The sequence below is a fragment of the Phenylobacterium sp. LH3H17 genome (genome assembly GCF_024298925.1).
Lineage (GTDB): Bacteria > Pseudomonadota > Alphaproteobacteria > Caulobacterales > Caulobacteraceae > Phenylobacterium.
Window position 1 is genome coordinate 3,783,507 of the sequence record NZ_CP101283.1, and the last position, 18,500, is coordinate 3,802,006.

The window sequence follows — 18,500 nt, forward strand, 5'->3', positions numbered from 1 at the left end:
CGGCGCCCGGCGCCGGGCGCGCTTATGCTTAACGCTTCCTTTAAGCGGGCAGGGGAGACTGGCGGCCAGTCATCCGGAGCCCGTGAAATCATGTGTCGCATGTCGGCGCTCGCCGCAACCGCCGTGGCCCTGGCCCTTGCCTCCGGATCGCAGGCCAGCGCCCTGCCCTGGTCCAAGACCAAGCCCGCGGCTGCTCCCGTCGCCGCCGCGAAGGGCGATGCGCCCACCGCCACCGCCCCGCGCCGCAAGGCCACCCCGGCCGAGCGCGCCGCCGTCGCGCGGATGGACCCCCTGGCCCGCGCCGCCTTCTGGGCGCGCGAGCTGGATGTCGATCCCGCCGACGCCGAGGCGGGGGTCCAGCTCTCGATGGCCCTGCGAACCATGGGCAGCTACGACGACGCCGTCGCCGCGATCGGCCGGACCCTGGCCGCCCAGCCCGACAATGTCGAAGCCCTGATGGAGCTCGCCAAGTCGCATGTCGGCCGGGGCCAGGGCTTCTACGCCATCGACCCCGCGCGGCGTGCGCAGCAGCTGGCGCCCCGCGATTGGCGCCCGCCGTCCCTGCTGGGCGTGGCCTATGAGCAGGCCCAGCGCGACGAGGAGGCCCTGGCGGCTCATCGCCTGGCGCTCAGCCTCGCCCCGGACAATCCTTCGGCCATCTCGAACCTCGCCCTCTTCCAGGCCAGCCACGGCCAACCGGCGGAGGCCGAGGCCCTGCTGCGCAAGGCGATCGCCAGGCCCGGCGCCCCCATGGCCGTGCGCCAGAACCTGGCCCTCGTGCTCGGCCTGCAAGGCCGGCTGGACGAGGCCGAGAAGCTGGCCCGCCAGGACCTGCCCCCGGAGCTGGTGGCCAACAACATGGCCTGGCTGCGTGCGGCCACCGCCACCGCCCCGGCTGGCCGTTCCTGGCAGGATGTCGGCCGGTCGCAGTAGGAGCTGCGAACGCCCGCGAGGGTGGGGCTGCTTCGAGCTGAAGCGGTCCTAGGATCGGCGAATCTCAAAATAGGTCTTCCCGCCCCGCTGGAACCCCGCACGTTCATAGAAGCTCAGGGTCGCCTCCCGTCGCGACCCAACGCGGACCCTCCGTGCATGGGGCCGGTCGCGCGCAATCGGCTCCAGCACAGGACGCCTCGCCCTACGGATGGGGCTGGGACAGGTTGGGGTTCTCGCCCATCATGTCGGTGACCTTCATCACCGCCGGGCCGAGGATGACCACGAACAGCACTGGCAGGAAGAACACGATCATCGGCACGGTCAGCTTGGCCGGCAGCTGGGCGGCCTTCTTCTCGGCGGCGGCCAGGCGCATGTCGCGGTTCTCCTTGGCCATGACCCGCAGCGCCGCGCCCAGCGGCGTGCCGTAGCGTTCGGCCTGGATCATCGCCGTGGTCACCGATCGGATGCCGGGATGGTTGGTTCGCTTGGCCAGGCCCTCATAGGCCATCCGCCGCTCGGGCAGGTAGGAGATCTCCGCCGTCAGCAGGGTCAGCTCCTCGGCCAGCTCGATGGAGGTCGAGCCGATCTCGGCGGCTACCTTCTGGATCGCCGCCTCGATGGACATGCCGCTCTCCACGCAGATCAGCAGCAGGTCGAGCGCGTCCGGGAAGGCGCCGACGATGGACTCGCGGCGCTTGGTCGCGACGTTGCTGATGTAGACGTTGGGCGCGTAGTAGCCGAGCGTCAGGCCGCCGATCGAGAAGGCCGCCCGGGTCAGGGTCGGCAGGCCGAAATCCTTGATCACGAACAGGTAGAACCCGATGGCCGCGGCGAACACGAAGGGCAGCACGAAGCGGAAGAAGTAGAAGGTCGAGACCGGCCGGGGGCCGCGGTAGCCGGCCTGGGCCAGCTTGTCGACCACCTGGGGGTCTTCCAGCAGGCGCGAGAGCTGCAGGCGCTCCACCACCTTCTTGTAAAGGCCCTCGTCGATGTGCCGCAGGCTGCTCTGGCCGGTGTTGTTCTTTGAGGCCAGCGCCTCGCGGGATTTGCGCCGCAGTTCCTCGCGCCGGCTCGAGACCGACTTCAGCCGGGTCTCCAGGCTGTTGCGGGTCATCATCGGCATGGCGATGGTGACGATCGTCGCGAAGCAGACGACGGCGACGAAGGCCGCCAGCAGGTTGTCGGGATCGACGATGGTGCTGACCAGGTCCACGCTCGCCCCCTAGATCCTGAAGTTGATCATCTTGCGCATCGCGAAGATGCCGATCGACATCCAGACGGCGCCGGCCAGCAGCATCATGTGGCCGCGTGGGTCGGTGAACAGCGGCTTCATGTATTCCGGCGCGGTCATGCTGATCAGGGCCATAACGCCGGGCGGCAGCGAGCCGATGATGAAGGCTGAGGCCACGGCCTCACCCGACAGCGCCTTGATCTTCTCGCGCATCAGCTTGCGGGCGCGGATCACGGTGGAGAGGTTGCCCAGCGCCTCGGCCAGGTTGCCGCCGGTCTTGGCCTGGATGGCCAGGACGATCGCGAAGAACCGCACCTCCGGCGTCGGCATCTGCTCGAACATTTTCTCCAGGGCCTGGTCCATCGAGACCCCCATGCCGATGCCCTCGACCAGGCGGTTGAACTGGCCGGCCATGGGCTCGGCCGTCTCGCGCGCGATGACCCGCAGGCTGTCGTGTACGGGCAGGCCCGAGCGGATGCCGCGCACGATGATGTCCATGGCGTCGGGGAACGCCTCGGTGAATTTCTTGACGCGCCGGGCGGCCAGGAACCCCAGCACCCAGCGCGGCAGGCCGAAGCCGGCCGCGAAGCCCAGCCCCAGCCCGATGAACGGCGACTGGCGCAGCAGCAGGACCACCAGCAGCACCACCACCCCGACCACGCCGCTGGCGATCCAGAAGTTGCGGACGTTATCGCCGAGCCCGGCCTGCTGCATCTTGGCGCTGATGCTGAGCGTCGCCTTCTTCTGCTGGCGGTCCTGGTCGCGGAGGGTCTTGAGGATCTGGCGGCGGCGCTGGTCCTGGGCGCTCACGGCCGGTCGCCGCCGGCCGCCCGGGCGGCCTTCGGCGCCGACCAGGGCCTGGGCCCGCTTGACCGTCTTGGCCTGGCCGTTGTCGCCGCCGGCCAGGGCGAAGCCCAGGCCCGCGACCATGATGAAGCCGAGGACGGCGATCAGCAGGGTGGCGAGGGTCGATCCCATGCCCTATTCCGACGCGTCGAGGGCTTCGGCGAGCTCACGCTCCAGGCCGTAGTAACGGGCCCGGTCCCAAAACCGCGGCCGGGCGATGCCGGTGGAACGATGGCGGCCGACGACCCTGCCATCGGCGTCGTCGCCCGTGATCTCGTAGACGAACAGATCCTGGGTGATGATCACCTCGCCTTCCAGCCCCACCACCTCGGTGATGTGGGTGATCCGGCGCGAGCCGTCGCGCAGGCGGGCGGCCTGGATAATCACGTCCACCGAACCCACGATCATCTCGCGGATGGTCCGCGAGGGCAGGCCGTAACCGCCCATGGTGATCATCGATTCCATCCGGCTGATGGCCTCGCGCGGGCTGTTGGCGTGCAGGGTGCCCATGGAGCCGTCGTGGCCGGTGTTCATCGCCTGCAGCAGGTCGAAGGCTTCGGGGCCGCGGACTTCGCCGACGATGATCCGTTCCGGACGCATCCGCAGGCAGTTCTTCACCAGGTCGCGCATGGTGATCTGGCCCTGGCCTTCCAGGTTCGGCGGCCGGGTCTCCAGGCGCACCACGTGCGGCTGCTGCAGCTGCAGTTCGGCGGCGTCCTCGCAGGTCACCACCCGCTCGGTGGGGTCGATGAAGGCGGTGAGCGTGTTGAGCAGGGTAGTCTTCCCCGAGCCCGTCCCGCCGGAGATGATCAGATTGCATCGGCAGGCGCCGATCACCCCCAGGACCCGCGCCCCTTCCGGGCTGATGGAGGCGAACTCCACCAGGTTCTTCATGGTCAGCTTGTCTTTTTTGAACTTCCGGATGGTGAGCGTCGGCCCATCCAGCGACAAGGGCGGCGAGATCACGTTCACACGCGAGCCGTCGGGCAGGCGCGCGTCGCAGATCGGCGAGCTTTCGTCGACCCGGCGGCCGACCTGGCTGACGATCCGCTGGCAGATGTTCATCAGCTGGGCGTTGTCGCGGAACCGCACATTGGTCAGCTGGACCTTGCCGGCGACCTCGATGAACACCCGGCTGGCGCCGTTGACCATGATGTCGGCGATGTCGTCGCGGGCCAGCAGCGGCTCCAGCGGCCCATAGCCCAGCACGTCGTTGATGATGTCCTGGACGAGCTGGTCCTGCTCGACCACCGACATGGAGACGTTCTTGATCGCCACCAGCTCGGCGACGATGTCGCGGATCTCCTCCCCGGCCTGCTTGACGTCCAGCTGAGCCAGCTGGGCCAGGTCGATGGTGTTGATCAGGGCGTTGAAGATCGTGGTCTTGGTGGCGTGGTAATAGTCGGACTGCTCGCGGACCACCTGGGTGGCCGGCGCGGGGCCCTGGGCGGCGCGGAGCTGTTCGAAGGCCAGGGTCGACTTCGGACCGGCGCCCTGGGCGGCGCGCTCGGCCTTGGTGGGAATCGGGATCGGAGCCGGCTGCGCGGCCGCCTGGGCCGGAGCTGGCCCGGCCGTGGGCTCGATGCGTTGCGGCCGCGTGGCGATCGGCGCGCCCTCGCCTGCCGCGGGCGGCGGGGGGGTCGGCCGGGGCCGCGGCGCTACGCCGTCGGTGGGACGCTTGCCGAACATGCTACTTCCGCTTGAGCAGGTTGGAGAGCAGCGAGGTCTTCTGGACCGCCGGCGGGTCGCGGCGGGCGATCTGCTGGGCCAGGTGGTCGATGCCTTCGGCCGAGCGCGACTTGGGCCCCACCTCGCTGACCATCTGGCCGTTGTTGGCCGCCTGGCCGAACAGCTTGGGGTCGAACGGCAGGCAGAGGGTGGGCGTCAGGCCGAGCGCCTCGCCGAAGTCCTTGACCGGGATCTCCGGGCGGCCCGGCACCCCGACCTGGTTCAGCACCAGGCGCGGGGGAGCGTCGTTGGGCCGCGCGCGGCGGACCAGGTCGACCATGTTCTTGGCGTTGCGCAGCGAGGCCAGGTCCGGCGTGGCCACGATCACCAGGTCATCGGACGTCAGCAGGATCTTGCGCTTCCAGGCCGTCCAGACGTGAGGCAGGTCCAGCACCACGAAGGGCGCCGCGCCGCGGATCTTCTGGGTGACCTCCTCGAAGGCCTCGGGACCGATCTCGTAGTCGGTCTCCAGCGTGGCCGGGGCGGCGAACAGCGAGAGCCGCTCGGTGCAGCGGGCCATCATCCGGTCCATCAGGACGGGATCCAGGCGATCCGGCTGGGACAGGGCGTCGACGATCCCCTGGATCGGGTCCTGGTTGAAATCGAGGCCGGCTGTGCCGAAGGCCAGGTCCAGGTCGACCAGGACAGCGCCGGTCTGGAGGCGCTCGGTGATCGAATAGGCGACGTTGTGGGCCAGGGTCGAGGTCCCGGCCCCGCCCTTGGCGCCGCAAAAGGCGATCTGGCGGCCCACGAAGGGCGCCGAGGGATCGGCATAGAGCCCGGCCACCGTGCGGACCATCTGCAGCGGGCTGAGCGGCGGCACCAGGTATTCCGACACCCCGCGGCGCATCAGCTCGCGATAGAGGGCGATGTCGTTGGCCGAGCCGATCAGCACGACCTTGGTGCCGGGATCGCAGACCTGGGCCAGCCGATCCAGCAGACCCAGCAACTCGGGGGCGGAGTCCAGGCACTCGACCATCACCAGGGAAGGCGTGGCCTGGTTCTGGTAGCAGTCGACGGCCGCGGCCAGGCCGCCCATGCGGGTCACGACGCTGGTCCGCTCCATCCGGCGGTCTTCCGCGGCTCGGTCGGCGAGTTCGGCGGTTTCGGGCGCGGCGGCGAAGATGTGGATGGTGATGCGCGGCAGCAGGGTCTCGCCGAAGGCCGCCTCGGCGCCGGCCAGCATCTCGTGTACGGGGTTGGGGACCGCCGGGCGCGCCGGTTCGACGGCTTCGACCGGCGAAGGGCTCGGGGCCGCAGCAGGCGGCGGGGCGGTCGCGAGGGGATCGGTCTCCTCGTCGGCGGCCGCCAGAGGCGGCTCTCGCCAGGCGTCGGTCGGCGCGGCGGCGAACTCGTCCTCGGCTTCGTAGTCCAGGTCGAAGGGGTCTTGGCTCGACTTCGGGTTCATCAGACCTGGCCCCGCATCACTTCACCGCCTGAGCGACAACACCGGTCGCCTGCTTGTCCGTCTGAGTGGAGGTGTTCTCACCCTTGCGGTACTTGGCCAGCACGTCGGCCCGGCGCGCGGCGTCCGGCGGCGTCGTGGCGCGGGGACCCTGCAGATCCGCCGGATTGGCGATCTGGGCCGCCATGTTGGCCACGGTGGCGCATCCGAAATTGGGCTGCACCTCGTTCAGCATGCTGTGGGAAATGTTGGTCCATGCGCGGCCGCAATCGGGAATGCTCGCCGCGTGGCGCAGATAGCCCACCAGCAGCGGCGCCCGGGCCTCGCCCTTGGCGTCGTAGCCGACGACACGGACCTGCTCGGCGCGAACACCCTGGCCGATCAGGAAGCTGCGCGCGCCCTCGGCGGTGCGGAAGGCCGCCGAACTGTCGGGGCCGCCGCTGGGCGACTGCAGGGTGATGGCGCCGCCGTCGCCTTCGCGCCACTCGCCGACGAAGGCGGCGAGCGCGTCGGCCTGGGTCGGCGAAAGGCCCGCGGCATGGACCGCCAGGGCGATCTCGTGCGGCTGGGAGGTGATCTCCGTCTTCCACAGCTCGGTGGGCGTGCGCGACTGGGACGCCACGCTCGGCTCCTGCAGCGGAAGGCTGGCGCAGGCCGAGAGGGCCGCGAACGAGGCCAGGACGGCGAAGCGATGCATCGGGGCGAACCTCATTCGATCACGTACCCATAGGGCCCCTGATAGGTGCGGCCGGCGGTGGCCTGCGGCTTGGCCTTGTAGGCCTTGGTCAGTGCGCCCATCAGCAGGGTCGAGCCGTCGTCGGCTGTGCGCATGCCGTCGACGGGGGTCTGCAGGCGGTCGGCGCTGGTGGCGTCGACGATGTAGGGCGTGACGATGATCACCAGCTCGGTCTCGCCGGCCAGGTAGTCGCGGGAGCGGAACAGGGCGCCCAGCACCGGCAGGGTGGTCATGCCCGGCAGGGCGTCGATGTTCTGGCGTGTCTTCTCCTGCAGCAGGCCGGCGATCATCATCGAGCCGCCGGAGGGCAGCTCCACGGAGGTCTCGGCGCGGCGGACCGTGAGGGCCGGGATGGTCAGGCTGGCCGAGGCGCCGGCCGTCGACAACGAGAAGGCGCCCTCGGTGGTCAGCTCGGAGACCTCGGTCGAGAGCTTGATGGCGATACGGCCGGAGGACAGCACCACCGGCGTGAAACCCAGCCCCACGCCGAACGGCTTGAACTCGATGGTCACCGCGCCGGTGTCGTCCTGCGCCACCGGCACCGGGAACTCGCCGCCGGCCAGGAACCGGGCCGACTCGCCGGAGACGGCGGTCAGGTTAGGCTCCGCCAGGGTGCGGACCAGGCCGACGCGCTCGAAAGCGCGTATCGTGGCGTCGCCTTGCACCTTGCCGCCCACTTCTCGGACGCTCGCGGCCCCGCCGCCAAGGAGCGATCCACTCACCCCGAAAGTCGCCGACTTGCTGAACAGGAACTGCGCGTCGCCAAGCTCGCCGATGATCGCATCGAGATTGAACCCGAGCTGTTTAATGACGTTGCGCTGCATCTCGACGATGCGGACCTTGAGCATCACCTGGTCCTTGCCGGCGATGCTGAGCATGTTCAGCACCAATTCCGGCTTATCCACCGAGGCGCGGGCGATCTGCACGGCCTTGTCGGCGTCGGACAGATTGGCGACCTGTCCCGACAGGATCAGGCTGCTGTTCATGGCGTCGACGCGCACATGGGAGCCTGGCACCAGGCGGTTGATGGTCTGGGCGACCGCGCTCGGATCCTGATCGACCCGGATGTCCAGGCTGAGGATGCGGCGGCCGGCCGTGTCGAAGAACACCGCGTCGGTAGTGCCCGTCTTGAGTCCCAGGATGAAAATGCGGCGCGGGGTGCGCAGCATGGCGTCGGCGACGCCCGGATTGGTCACCAGCACGTCGCGCGCATCGACCGGCAGCTCGACCACGGCGGATTTGCCGACCGGCAGGCTGAGCGATTGGCTGTTGCCACGGCCGGCGAGGTCGACCCGCATCACGGCCGCCGACGTCGCCAGGCCCGCGGCGAAGGCGGGGCTGTTGTCGGACTGGGCCGAGGCGGGCGACAGCGGCGCCAGGATCGTGGCGGCCGCCAGGGCCAGGGCCCGCAGGATTCGGGACGGGCTCATTGCGCGACAACCTCCGTGACTTCACCGCCGCGATAGACTCGCAGCCCGTCGCCGGTCCGGCTGGGGCCGCCGCGACCTGGCCCGCCGCCCGCGTCGGCATAGGAGCGCAGCGCCAGCTGCATCTCGCCCTGGGCCTTGCCGCGGGCCAGGACCTCCACGTCGGAGGCGGGCAGCTCGAGCGTGGCCACGGCCCCGACGATGGTCTTGGAATCCTTGCCGGGGGCGGTGGCCTGGTCGATGGCCAGGACGCGCAGGTTGCGCATCAGCACCTCGGTGACGAATCCGTCGCCCTCGGCGGCCTTGCGGCTCTGCAGGACGTCGACCCGGTCGCCGGGCAGGATGAAGCCGCCGGCGGCGGTCTCGGCGTTGATCGGGACCGACATGGCGCGCATGCCCGGCGCCACGACCACGGCCAGGTAGCCGCTCTGTCCGGCGCGAACGACCTTGCGGGCCATGATCGGTTCGCCCTTGAGGATGACTTCCTTGACGATGGCGCCCGAGAAGGCCTGCATCGGCTCCTGGGTGAGGATCAGGTCGGTGGTCACCTTGGCGGCGGTCTTGACCGCCTTGTCGGCGCCCTGGGCGGGCAGCGCGGGCGCCGCGCCGTCGGTCACATAGGCGGGATTGATGGCGTCGGCCGGCCAGGCCTGCCAGCTCATGTCGGCGACGGCCAGGCGGGCGCCCACGGGCAGATCGCGCTTGGCCACCAGCACCTGGGCCATGGGCTTGGCGGGGGCCGCGGCGGCGATCACCGGCGCGGGGGGAGTCTTTGGAACGAGCATCCCTCGCACCAGGAAGGCGAGCGCGATCGCTGCGATCGCGGCGACGGCGAGGATACCGATGCGGACGGCGCCCATGTGCGACTACCCGAAACTCCCGCAAGGCGGGCGACCGACGCGGCCCCGGCGTTTCGCCCAGGCTCGCGATTCGAATGTCCGACCTTCTGCCGGCTACACGTCTATTGGCCCGCCATGGTTAACGTTGGGCTAAGGGCCGTAACTCATCCCAGACCTGGGAACGACTTCAGCAGGGCGGTCTCCGGAAAGGCGACCAGGGCGCCCACGGCGATGGCCACGCCGTACGGCACGCTCTCGCCCGGCGTCGCCAGGCGTCCGAGCCAGGCCGGCCCGATGGACGCCAGGCCCCGCACCCTCTGCGAGCGCAGGCCGAGCAGGCCCAGGGCCAGGAGGCCGCCGCCGAGACCGGTGACGAAGATGAAGCTGGCGGCGGCCGGCCAACCCATCCAGAGCGCCGCGGCCGCGAACAGCTTGGCGTCGCCGCCGCCGATCCAGCCCAGGGCGAACATGGCCATGGCGGCGACCAGGGCCGCGGCGCCGACGGCGAACTGCAGGCCGATGGTCTCCAGCGGCAGGCCCAGCGCCAGGGCGGCCGGGACGAAGGCGAGGATCAGCCCGCCCGAGATCCAGTTGGGGATGGTGTAGCTTGTGATGTCCCGCAGGGCGCCCACGATGACCAGGGCCGGGAAGACGAGCAGCAGGACGGCTTGGACGATCGGCGGCATCGCGAGGAACCCGGGCGGCGAAGGACAGCCCGCAGAGTCCGCCAATCGGATGAACGGAGCGTTGAAATGCAAAAAGCCGCGGCGCTTTCGCGACGCGGCTGCGGGTGGGAAGGGCGAGGTTTCGCCGTCCGTTTCGCCTGGCTTCAGTCCTGCGGCATCGCACCGATCACCTGGCCGAAGACGTCGGTGAGGCTGGCGCTGATGGCCATCATGCCGCCGATCAAGGTCACGGTGATCAAGGCGGCGATTATGCCGTATTCCACGGCGTTCGAGCCCGACTGGTCTTTGATGAACCGATGAAGGAAGGCCATGACGCACTCCACGGCGGGATCGAGGTTGGCTCAGGGGAGCCCCTAGGCCAAAACGCAACCGCGGCGGCTTTCGCCGCCGCGGCGCGTGTTTGGTGCCTAGACCGCCTTAGGCGGCGGCGGCGTCCAGGTCGCCGCTGATGCCCTTCAGCAGGGTGTCCAGCGAGCCGGAGACCATGCCCATGGCGCTCACGAGCACCACGGCGATGAGGGCGGCGATCAGACCATACTCGATGGCCGTGGCGCCGGATTCGTCCTTCAGGAAGCGGGTGACAAACTTAGACATGCTCGATCTCCTTTGTTGCTGCGAGCAGATTGGTGAGGGATCAAGCCCGATTGGCCTGCTCGCCCCGAAACGCAGGGACAATTTGGCTCACCGCGCTTAATTGCGAGTAAACATCGGAGTATTCGCAGAGAACTTTCTATGGTTTACTTGTGTTTACTGTTATCAAGCGTTAACCATGAGGTCCAAAACGGGCCGGAATCGGCGTTTTGACTTAATGATTCTCGCGCGCGCACGTAGGGGCGGAAATTCAGTCTTTCTTGACCATTCGCGCCCAGCCTCGGCCTGCGATTTTTTTTCGGACAGCGATCCCATGCGACGTCTTCTGCTCAGCCTGACCGCCGGCCTGGCGCTTCTGGCGACCTCTTCGCAGGCCGATGCCCCGAGCCTCTCGGTGCCGATCCACCAGAGCGCCCGCCTCCTGCTGCCCGCCGGGGCGCGCGATGTGATGATCGGCAATCCCAACATCGCCAACGTCAATGTCATCGACGGACGCAGCGTGGTGGTCCTGGGCAAGGGCTATGGCGTCACCAACCTGCTGGTCATCGACGCCCTGGGCCGCACGGTGCTTGAGCGACAGGTCGTGGTCTCGGGTCCGAGCAGCGGCCGGGTCTCGGTCATTCGCGGCGGCCAGGTCGACAGCTACGCCTGCGCCGGGGCCTGCGAAAAAGAGCCGCCCGAGGACGGCAAGGCAAAAGCGGCGGCTCCGCCCTCCCCTTAAACCTCCGGTTAGCCAGACTTCGCTAGACTGCCCCGGTTCGGAGACCTGGGGACGTCATGTCGCGCCTTGTCAGCAAATCCTTCGCGGCCCTCAGGCGGCTGGCGCGCGAAAAGCGCGGCTCGACCGCCGTGGAATTCGCGATCATCGCCATCCCCTTCATGGCCCTGCTGTTCGGCGTGGTCGAGATCGGCATGGTGCTGCTGATCTCCGCCACCCTCGACACCGCCGTTGAGTTCGCCTCGCGCAATGTCCGCACCGGCGAGTTCCAGAGCGCCGGCGCGGTCAGCAAGGACGACTTCAAGGCCTTGGTCTGCCGCAACATGACGTGGCTCCAGGGCAGCTGCACCAGCCGGATCCTCGTCGAGTCCCAAACCTTCACCAACTACGCCGCCGCCGGCGCCTCGCTGTCGGCGGCCCCGGCCACCTTCGATCCGGAGGGCAACCGCTGCTGGTCGGTGGGCGGCCCCCAGGACATCGTGCTGATGCGGGTCTACTACCAGTGGGACCTGATCACCCCGGTTCTGACCCCCGCGCTCGAGAACATGGGCGGCGGCAAGCGACTGATCGTATCCGCCTCGGCCTTCCGCAACGAGCCCTATGACCCGAACCAGGACCCGGTAGGCGCACAATGCTGAGACGTCTGATCCGCAACCGGCGTGGCTCGGCCGCCGTCGAGTTCGCCTTCATCGCGCCGGTCGCGATCCTGTTCTACTACGCCCTGGTGGAGTCCAGCCAAGGCATGCTGGCCAACCGGCGCGCCGGCCACGTGGCCACGGCCGTGGGCGACATCGTCGCCCAGGCCGGCCAGACCTCGACCGAGGAAGTCGAGGACATCTTTCTGATCGCCAGCGCCATTTTCCGGCCGCTGCCGACCGACACGCTCAGCATCCGCGTCACCAGCATCCGGATCGAGGCCAACAGCCAACAGACCGTGGTCTGGTCCCAGGCCAAGGGATCGATGACCGGCTTGTCGGGCACGCTCACCTCGGTCCCGACGCCATGGGTCGTGCCGGGCAGCGGGGTGATCCGGGTCGACACCAACTACACCTACAATTCACCGCTCCAGCAGATGATGCCCGAGCCCATCCAGATGTCCCACACCATGTACATCCGGCCGCGCGGCTACGTGGCGGTGCTTCGCCCCAACTAGGCGAGCGCGCGCGCCAGGCGCTCGGCGAGCCGGCTCGGCCCGTAGGCGACGGCGTCCAACCCCGCGACCTCTCGCAATCCCGTCAGGCTGTTGGTGAGGAACACCGCCTCGGCGGCGTCGAGTTCGCAAGGACCGGCCGCGGTCTCCACGACCCCGACACCCAGCTCGGCCGCGACGGCGATCACCCGGCTCCGCACGACGCCGGCCAGCACGCCGCAGGCGAGCGCAGGCGTGAACAGCCGCCCTTCCCGCACCCAGAACAGGTTCGCGGCCGCCGCGCAGGCGACCTCGCCGCGGTTGTTGAGCATCACCGCCTCGTCGGCGCCGCGGGCGCGGGCCTCCTGGCGGGCCAGGACGTTGTCGAGATAGGCCAGGGTCTTCAGGCGCGAGGCCGGCGAACCCTCATTGCGCCGCACCGCGCTCAGGGTCAGCCGGGCCGGACCGTCCGGAACCGCCGAGGGCGCGGCGGTGGCGAACAGGCGCGGGACAGTCTCGCTAGGCCGGTCCAGTCCCCGGCCGCCCGAGCCCGCCGTCAGGGTCAGCCGCACCGCCGCGCGCGGAGCGTCCACCCCGGCGAGGGCTTGACGCATCAGCCGCTCGGCCTCCGCGCGGTCGAGCGCGGGCAGGCCCAGAGTGGCGCAGCCGGCGGACATCCGGTCGAGATGGGCCTCGAGGTCCCTCAGCGCCCCATTCATCGCCAGCAGGGTTTCGAACAGGCCATCGCCCAGCAGCAGCCCCCTGTCATCGGCTGGAATGGCGTCAGCCGGGATCATGCGCTCCCCTCCAGGGCGGCAAGCAGGGCGGAGATCTTGGCCTCGGTCTCCAGGCGTTCGGCGCGGGGATCGGAGTCGGCGACGATCCCAGCCCCCGCCCGGGCCTCGACGCTCCAGCCCTCGGCGTCCTGCACGAAGCCGGCGGTGCGGATCAGCACGCTGGAATCCAGCGCCCCGTCGAAACCCGCCCAGAACAGCGAGCCGCAATAGGGGCCGCGCGGGGTCTCCAGCCCGGCGATCACCTTCATGGCCTGGACCTTTGGCGCCCCGGTGATCGAGCCCGGCGGGAAGGCCGCGCGCAGCAGGTCGACCGCGCCCTGCCCCGCCGCCAGCCGCCCGGTCACCGTCGAGACCAGGTGATGGACATTGGCGAAGCTCTCCACGGCGAACAGCTCCGGGACCCGCACGCTGCCGGGGACGCAGACCCGCGCCAGATCGTTGCGCATCAGATCGACGATCATCAGGTTCTCGGCCCGATCCTTGTCGCTGGCGCTGAGCTGCCGGGCCAGGCTCGCGTCCTCGTCGGGGCAGCGGCCGCGCGGCCGGGTGCCCTTGATCGGCCGCGTCTCGACCACGCCGCCCCGCGCCTGCAGGAACCGCTCGGGAGAGTTGGAGACCACCGCCAGGCCCGGCAGCCGCAGATAGGCCGCGAACGGCGCGGCGCTCTGCCCCGCCAGTCGCGCGAACAGGTCGAAGGGCGCGGCGCCCGCCGCCAGCCGCCCGGACCAGCGGCGAGCGATATTGGCCTGGAAGATCTCCCCCGCATGGATGCGGGCCACCACCTCGGCCACGGCGGCCTCATAGTCGTCCGGGTCCGAGGCGCCGAGCCCCCGGACAAGGGCGCCGGCGGCCGGCGCGGCGGGCGGAAGATCCAGCCAGGCCAGGGCGCGTGCGGCCTCATCCTCCGCCGCCGCCGCGTCGGCCCCGCGGCCCACCGCCGCCACCTCGCCGCGCTCATGGTCGAAGGCCAGCACGGCGAGATAGCGGGCGGCGGCCAGGTCGGGCCATCCGGTCCGGCTCAGCCCCAGCGGCTCGACCACGTCGCCCAGCTCGTAGCAGGCCAGGCCCGCCACTCCGCCCTGGAACGGCGGTCCGTCGGCGAGGCTCGGGCCTGCCGGCCCCAGCAGATCGCCCAGCGCCGCGAAGGGGTCCTGGCCGGGAGCGCTCACGAAGGTCGCCTCGGGCGCGCGGGCCACATAGGACCAGCGGCCCCGCGGTCCCCCGCCGCCGGACACGAAGCCGATCGCCCAGGGCTCCCCGGCGAAGGCCGAGAGCGCCTCGAGCGGATCGCGCCAGGAGGTCCGGAGCTGGGCCACGCACTGCATGGTCCGCGCCTTAGCCTTCAGGCGGCGTGAGGGGAAGTCAGATGCGGCGATCGCCTCCGCGCACGAACAGCAGGCCGACGAATCCGATCGCCAGCAGGATGATGATCATGGCGAAGCCGCCCTGCTGGCTGTGGAAGATATTGGTGCCCAGATTGACCAGGAACGAGCCCAGCCAGATCGTCGCCGTGCCCGACAGGGCATAGACCCCGAAGAAGGCCCCAGTCTGCTCCGGCGGCGTCAGCCGCACCAGCAGGGTGCGGCTCGAGGCGTAGTGGGCGGTGATGAAGATGGCGTTGGAGAAGCCGATCAGCAGGTAGATCCACTCCGGCAGGCTGCGGAAGAACGGCCCGTTCCACATCGGCGCGTGGGCGGCCGGGTCATGGGCCCAGAAATAGAGGATCTGCTCGGGGCCCATGCCGATGATGGCGATGGTGCCGATCAGCGACATGAAGATCTCCACCTGCACCGCCCGGCGCGGCCCGAGCCCCGCGTCCAGCCAGCGCCCGACGAAGCCGCCCAGCACCGCCAGCACGGTCAGGATGATGCCGTACATCAGCATCTCCAGCGCGCCCCAACCCATCACCCCGCTGGCGTAGATGCCGCCATAGATCAGGATGGCGGTCATGCCGTCGACATAGAACATCCGGCTGATCAGGAAGATCGCCGCGTCCTTGTAGTGCTTCATCCCCGAGACCATCCGCCAGAGGTCGACGGCCCCTTGTCCCAGGGCGCGCAGGACCGGGACGCCGGTCGGCTTGGCGTCGGGGGTGAACAGGAAGAGCGGGATCGCCCCGATGGCGAAGGTGATCGCCGCCATGGGCCCGACGATGCGCTCCGGCTCATGCAGCAGCGGCTCGAGGCCGAACAGCGGCTTCTCCGGCACGAAGGGCAGGCCGCTCCCCGGCAGGGCGAAGGCCCAGGCCGTGAAACCGAGTGTCAGCAGGGCGAAGGCGTTGCCGAGCGCCAGCGCCAGGCCGGACGCCTTGTGCGCCGCCGAGATCCCCGCCGCCCGCACCAGCAGCGAGTTATGGAGCACCTCGGAGTAGGTATAGAGCACCCCCACCAGGGTGGTCAGGATCATGACGGTGATCACCGAGATCCCCGACCCGTCGGGCTTGGCCCACCACAGCGCCCACATCATCGGGATCATGAGGACGGTGATAAGGGCCAGCCAGGTCTTGCGCCGCCCCAGCTTGTCGATCGACGCGCCCAGGAACGGCGCCGTGGCCATGATGAACCAGCCGGAATACTGGCTCCACCGCGAGATGATCTCCTGGCCCCGCACCGGGTCGCCGACCATGACGGCCGCCACGTAGGGCATGAAGATGTAGATGGTGATGAGGATCACATAGGGGATGCGCGCGCCCTCGAAGACCGCCCAGGCCGCCGCCCCCCGCGACAGCTTGCCGTCCCCCATCAGCTCGGCCTCGATCGGAATGTCGGCGATGGACCCGGGCCCGCTGGCTTCGACGACGGTGGGCATGGCGTCTCCTCGGCCGCGGTCGGCCTTCGAAGCCAAGGTACGCATTCGCAGGGCGATGGGGAGTCACAAACTGACCACGACCACCACCGCTCATCCCGGCGAAGGCCGGGACCCAGATTCATCCGGAGCGCTTGGCAGGTTCACCTGGGTCCCGGCCTTCGCCGGGATGAGCGGTGAAAAGATCAGCCCAGCTTATTGTCCGCCGCCGCCAGGGCCGCCTTGGCGTCGGCGGCGAAGCCCTGGGCCTGGAGCGCCTCGCAAAGCGCCGTCAGGCACAGCCGCACGTGCCACGGCGTCGCCGAGGCGCCCATCAGCCCGATGCGCCAGACCTTGCCCTTGAGCGGACCCAGGCCGGCCCCCAGCTCCAGGTCCCATTTCGCCAGGACATAGGCCCGCACCGCCGCCTCATCGACGCCGTCCGGCACGATCACCGCATTGAGCTGCGGCAGCCGGTGCGGCTCATCCACCAGGTACTTCAGCCCAGCCGCCTCGATCCCCGCGGCCAGCGCCTCATGGGTCCGGGCATGGCGCACCAGCACCGCCTGCTGGCCCTCCTCGAACAGCGCCACCAGGCTCTCGTGCAGGCCGTAGAGCGCGTTGATCGGGGCGGTGTGGTGATAGGTCCGGCCGCCCTCCCCGCCCCAGTAGCTCATCAGCAGATTGAAATCGCAGAGCCAGTTGCGGACCTTGGTGGTCCGCGCCGCGATCGCCGCCTGGGCCCGCGGCGACAGGCAGATCGGCGACAGCCCCGGAGGCGCCGACAGGCACTTCTGGGTCCCCGAATAGATCACGTCGGCGTCCCAGGCCGCGGCGTCCACCACGATCCCGCCCAGCGAGGTCACGCAGTCGACGATGGAGAGCGCGCCGTACTTGCGCGCCAGGGCGCAGAGGGTCGCCGCGTCGGACCGCGCCCCGGTGGAGGTCTCGGCGTGGACAAAGGCCAGGACCTTGACCTTCCCCGCCGCCTTCAGGGCCTCTTCCACCGCCGCCGGATCCACCGGCTTGCCCCACTCGAACTCGACCTTGACCACCTCGGCCCCGGCCCGGTCGGCCATGTCGACCATGCGGCCGCCGAAGGCGCCGTTGACGGCGATCACCGCCCGGTCGCCCGGCTCGAGCAGGTTCATGATCGCCGCTTCCATCCCCGCCGTCCCGGGCGCCGGCAGCGGCACGCAGGCATAGCCGGGCGCATTGAACAGCCGCGACAGGGCGCCCTTGATCTCCTCCATCAGCTCCTGGAACGCCGGGTCCAGGTGACCGATGGTCGGACGGCCGAGCGCCGCCAGCACGCGGGGACTGACGTCGGAGGGGCCCGGGCCCATCAGGATGCGCCGCGGCGGCTGGAAGCTCTGCATGGTGGTCCCCTTCTCGTTGCGGGGACGATTAGGCGATGGCGAGGCCCCTGTCAGCCCGCGAAGGCCCATACATGGATGCTCCCCCTCTGGGCCAGCTGTCAGCCGGATGGCTTCAACCCCCTCCGTCACGTCGCCAAAGAGGGCGACGCGCCACCTCCCCCAATCCGCGCTGCGCGCTCGGGGAGGAACTGGTCACAGCCTAGTTGCTCCCCTCCTGGGGGAGCTGTCAGCGAAGCTGACTGAGGGGGACTTTGACTCTTGCTTGCAGGCTTCCGTCCCCTCCCCAGAACGAGAGGGCCTGGAGCCGAGCCTAACCCAGGATCCGCGCCTCGATCTTGGCGCGCAGCTCGGCGTCGACCCCCAGCACCTCTTCCAGGTAACGGTCCACCGAGCCGTGGTTCTTGTCGATCACCGCCAGCGCCTCGGCCAGATAGGCCTCGTCGACGCTGACCGCCCGGCGCAACCCCGCGTCATCCACGCTGTGCCCGGTGAGGTCCTTGATCCACGGCCCCAGGAAGTTGGTCTTCCGAGCCATCCGCGCCTCGTCATTGGTGGCGAGGTAGTCGGCCAGGGTATCGTCGCGATGGACGCCGGCGATGTGGTGGGTGAAGGCGCAGATCAGCCCCGTGCGGTCCTTGCCCGCCGCGCAGTGGACGACCAGCGCGCCGTCGGTCTCCGCCAGGGCCTGGAAGTAGCGCGCGTACAGGTCCACGTGGCGCGGCTCGTGCGGCGCGCGGCGGTAATAGGCCAGGCTGTCATTGTAGAACCAGTCGGCGTCGATGCTGTCGGCCTGGGCCATGGCCTCCTGCCAGTCGGCATAGGTGCCGTCGATGTCGTTCTCGATCACCGTGCCGGAGAACCCGTCCCAGCGGCGCGACACCTCGCGCTCGCGCTCGCGCCGCCGACGCAGGTCGACGATCAGCGTGACGCCCAGGTCGCGCAGCTTGGCCAGGTCCTCGTCGGTGGCGTAGGCGTGGTTGGCGGATCGGAACAGCCGCCCAGCTTTCAGCCCCCGGCCGCAGGCGGTGGCGTACCCCCCGAAGTCGCGGAAGTTCTCGATGCCTTCGAATTCGATGTGCTTGGCCGTCATGCAGGTGGATTTAGCGAAACGGTGGGCGAATTGCGAGGGGCTCGTTCGTGTTTTGATCTGGAGCGGCCTCGTCGACACAACAACGTCGTGGGCCGCGCTGCCCATCGGCGACACGCCTCGAACGGCGCGCACCGACGGGCTACTCGGGTGGTCCTATCGGAAGCCGAAGAACCACAGGACG

Annotated in this window: 19 protein-coding genes; 4 read left to right on the plus strand and 15 right to left on the minus strand. The window is 69.6% G+C overall.

Annotation, left to right across the window (positions count from 1 at the left end; genetic code table 11):
* Window positions 1-99: 99 nt before the first annotated feature.
* A complete protein-coding gene (locus M9M90_RS18695; protein ID WP_371876875.1) occupies window positions 100-933 on the plus strand; it encodes a tetratricopeptide repeat protein in 834 nt (277 codons plus the stop codon).
* A gap of 202 nt (window positions 934-1,135) precedes the next feature.
* Here M9M90_RS18695 and M9M90_RS18700 read toward each other — a convergent pair whose 3' ends face one another.
* From M9M90_RS18700 to M9M90_RS18745, 10 genes are all read right to left on the minus strand, one after another.
* Window positions 1,136-2,146, minus strand: coding sequence for a type II secretion system F family protein (locus M9M90_RS18700; RefSeq protein ID WP_371876876.1), 1,011 nt, complete (start codon window positions 2,144-2,146; stop codon window positions 1,136-1,138).
* A gap of 9 nt (window positions 2,147-2,155) precedes the next feature.
* Window positions 2,156-3,142 carry a type II secretion system F family protein gene (locus tag M9M90_RS18705; RefSeq protein WP_254834747.1) on the minus strand — a complete coding sequence of 329 codons (987 nt, stop codon included), beginning with the start codon at window positions 3,140-3,142 and terminating at the stop codon, window positions 2,156-2,158.
* A gap of 3 nt (window positions 3,143-3,145) precedes the next feature.
* Complete coding sequence (locus tag M9M90_RS18710) at window positions 3,146-4,699, minus strand: CpaF family protein (RefSeq protein ID WP_254834748.1); 1,554 nt, start codon at window positions 4,697-4,699, stop codon at window positions 3,146-3,148.
* Window position 4,700: 1 nt separating this feature from the next.
* Entirely contained in the window at window positions 4,701-6,146 is a 1,446-nt protein-coding gene (locus tag M9M90_RS18715) for a CpaE family protein (RefSeq protein ID WP_254834749.1), read from the minus strand.
* Between the two features lie 16 nt (window positions 6,147-6,162).
* Window positions 6,163-6,840 carry a CpaD family pilus assembly protein gene (locus M9M90_RS18720; protein WP_254834750.1) on the minus strand — a complete coding sequence of 226 codons (678 nt, stop codon included), beginning with the start codon at window positions 6,838-6,840 and terminating at the stop codon, window positions 6,163-6,165.
* An 11-nt stretch (window positions 6,841-6,851) separates the two neighbouring features.
* Entirely contained in the window at window positions 6,852-8,309 is a 1,458-nt protein-coding gene (locus M9M90_RS18725) for a type II and III secretion system protein family protein (RefSeq protein WP_254834751.1), read from the minus strand.
* Window positions 8,306-9,166 (minus strand): Flp pilus assembly protein CpaB, encoded by an 861-nt coding sequence (gene cpaB, locus M9M90_RS18730; protein WP_254834752.1) that lies wholly within the window; start codon window positions 9,164-9,166, stop codon window positions 8,306-8,308. The genes M9M90_RS18725 and cpaB overlap by 4 nt, the downstream gene beginning before the upstream one ends.
* Before the next feature lie 143 nt (window positions 9,167-9,309).
* Entirely contained in the window at window positions 9,310-9,831 is a 522-nt protein-coding gene (locus tag M9M90_RS18735; RefSeq protein WP_254834753.1) for a prepilin peptidase, read from the minus strand.
* Between the two features lie 143 nt (window positions 9,832-9,974).
* The gene (locus M9M90_RS18740; RefSeq protein ID WP_254834754.1) at window positions 9,975-10,142 is read right to left on the minus strand and encodes a Flp family type IVb pilin; all 168 of its coding nucleotides are present in this window, start codon (window positions 10,140-10,142) and stop codon (window positions 9,975-9,977) included.
* A gap of 106 nt (window positions 10,143-10,248) precedes the next feature.
* A complete protein-coding gene (locus M9M90_RS18745) occupies window positions 10,249-10,425 on the minus strand; it encodes a Flp family type IVb pilin (RefSeq protein WP_254834755.1) in 177 nt (58 codons plus the stop codon).
* Between the two features lie 310 nt (window positions 10,426-10,735).
* Between M9M90_RS18745 and M9M90_RS18750 the strand changes: the two genes are divergently transcribed.
* From M9M90_RS18750 to M9M90_RS18760, 3 genes are read left to right on the plus strand one after another with little or no spacing between them, the layout of a single operon-like run.
* A complete protein-coding gene (locus M9M90_RS18750; RefSeq protein WP_254834756.1) occupies window positions 10,736-11,143 on the plus strand; it encodes a pilus assembly protein N-terminal domain-containing protein in 408 nt (135 codons plus the stop codon).
* A 56-nt stretch (window positions 11,144-11,199) separates the two neighbouring features.
* Complete coding sequence (locus M9M90_RS18755; protein WP_254834757.1) at window positions 11,200-11,778, plus strand: TadE/TadG family type IV pilus assembly protein; 579 nt, start codon at window positions 11,200-11,202, stop codon at window positions 11,776-11,778.
* A complete protein-coding gene (locus tag M9M90_RS18760; protein ID WP_254834758.1) occupies window positions 11,772-12,293 on the plus strand; it encodes a TadE/TadG family type IV pilus assembly protein in 522 nt (173 codons plus the stop codon). Before M9M90_RS18755 ends, M9M90_RS18760 begins: the two co-directional genes overlap by 7 nt.
* On the opposite strand, the gene M9M90_RS18765 is transcribed toward M9M90_RS18760, so the two are convergent.
* From M9M90_RS18765 to M9M90_RS18785, 5 genes are all read right to left on the minus strand, one after another.
* Window positions 12,290-13,066: an aminotransferase class IV gene (locus tag M9M90_RS18765; RefSeq protein WP_254834759.1), complete on the minus strand. Its 777-nt coding sequence runs from the start codon at window positions 13,064-13,066 to the stop codon at window positions 12,290-12,292. The genes M9M90_RS18760 and M9M90_RS18765 overlap by 4 nt on opposite strands.
* Window positions 13,063-14,391 carry an aminodeoxychorismate synthase, component I gene (pabB, locus tag M9M90_RS18770; protein WP_254834760.1) on the minus strand — a complete coding sequence of 443 codons (1,329 nt, stop codon included), beginning with the start codon at window positions 14,389-14,391 and terminating at the stop codon, window positions 13,063-13,065. Before pabB ends, M9M90_RS18765 begins: the two co-directional genes overlap by 4 nt.
* 37 nt (window positions 14,392-14,428) lie before the next feature.
* Window positions 14,429-15,874 carry an MFS transporter gene (locus tag M9M90_RS18775; protein WP_254834761.1) on the minus strand — a complete coding sequence of 482 codons (1,446 nt, stop codon included), beginning with the start codon at window positions 15,872-15,874 and terminating at the stop codon, window positions 14,429-14,431.
* Between the two features lie 182 nt (window positions 15,875-16,056).
* Entirely contained in the window at window positions 16,057-17,229 is a 1,173-nt protein-coding gene (locus M9M90_RS18780; RefSeq protein WP_254834762.1) for an alanine--glyoxylate aminotransferase family protein, read from the minus strand.
* 310 nt (window positions 17,230-17,539) lie between these two features.
* Complete coding sequence (locus M9M90_RS18785) at window positions 17,540-18,319, minus strand: tyrosine-protein phosphatase (RefSeq protein ID WP_254834763.1); 780 nt, start codon at window positions 18,317-18,319, stop codon at window positions 17,540-17,542.
* Window positions 18,320-18,500 lie beyond the last annotated feature (181 nt).